Here is a 1,087-nt window from a genome sequence, read left to right on the forward strand (position 1 = left end):
CGTATGCCAGGGCCACGGCAAGCATCGATGCACCGCTTGAACCGGAGTCAATGAATTCTGTCGGGAAGCATCCCACGTAGCCCGTTGCCTCGATAGGCGAGAACACGGCCAGCGGCAGGAGCCCGAGCACGGCATTATGCTCCAGCGCCGAATCGGACAGTAACGGGAATGCCGGGGCCGCGACAAGCAGCGCGGAGGCAAGGGGGCCTGCGAAGACGCGCCTCGTTGCGGTCGATAGGACGACGGAGCAAACGGATATCAAGGTTCCGCCCGCAAGCAGCGCGAGAAGCAGGGTCGTGAAGACGTCTCCCGCGGTCGTGGTGGCAAGCACGCCGTCATGGAAGAAGGCGATCGGGTACCCAGTTTGCCCGAAGCCGTTTAGGGCCAAGGCGTAAATGCCCCCGGGTGCGAGGCCGGCGAGGAGCATCGCGGTCCCCGCGCCAATTATCGAAAACACGGTTTGGATAAGGCGCCGGAATTTGGGCACGGGCGCCTTCGCCGCCAGGGTCCCGGGCCTTGTGGCGCCGAGCACGAGTATCGACGAGAGAAGGAAGGGGATGAAGGGAAGGAAAGACGGCGCCTGGGCAATGGCGTAAGGCAGGAAGGAAAGGAATGGCAGGTCGTTTGCGGAGGCTGGGATATCCGTGATGCCGGAGCCGCTCAGAGCGCGGCAATACGCGAGGTCTGCGTCATTGGTCTCTCGGTCTCCCACGATGGATCCGGATTGGAAGCCTTCGTCCATGAGCGCGTAGTAGCTCTCGGCAGAGTCGAGAAAGGCGGCGTCGGTTTGAGCGGCGAGGGCGGCGTTCGCGTATCTTGCAAGCTCAGCGTCATCTTGCTGCTCTGGCGATAGGTCTGTGCCGCTGGCCTGGGGCGCGCGCGTATTGAATGCGTCGACAAAGCCCTGCATGCCCTGCTTCATGAAGAAGGGCCCGTAGATGGGTGAATTGAACGCAATGGGGATGGAGAAGGCTGCAGCGAGAACGAGCGTACAAATCCATACGGCCTTGTCTCTTAGGATTAGTTTGAGAAGAAGTCGACAGTACATTTAGAAGCACCTACGTTCCTCAAAGAATTGTTAGATTAA

1 protein-coding gene is annotated in these 1,087 nt (G+C 60.4%); it reads right to left on the reverse strand.

The genetic code is table 11. From position 1 onward, the window contains the following. On the reverse strand, window positions 1–1,048 hold a 1,048-nt coding region (locus AAAX32_RS09995; RefSeq protein ID WP_349100736.1), incomplete at its 3' end, for a hypothetical protein. Window positions 1,049–1,087 lie beyond the last annotated feature (39 nt).

It is taken from the genome of Collinsella sp. CLA-ER-H3 (genome assembly GCF_040092425.1).
In the GTDB taxonomy this organism is placed as follows: domain Bacteria; phylum Actinomycetota; class Coriobacteriia; order Coriobacteriales; family Coriobacteriaceae; genus Collinsella.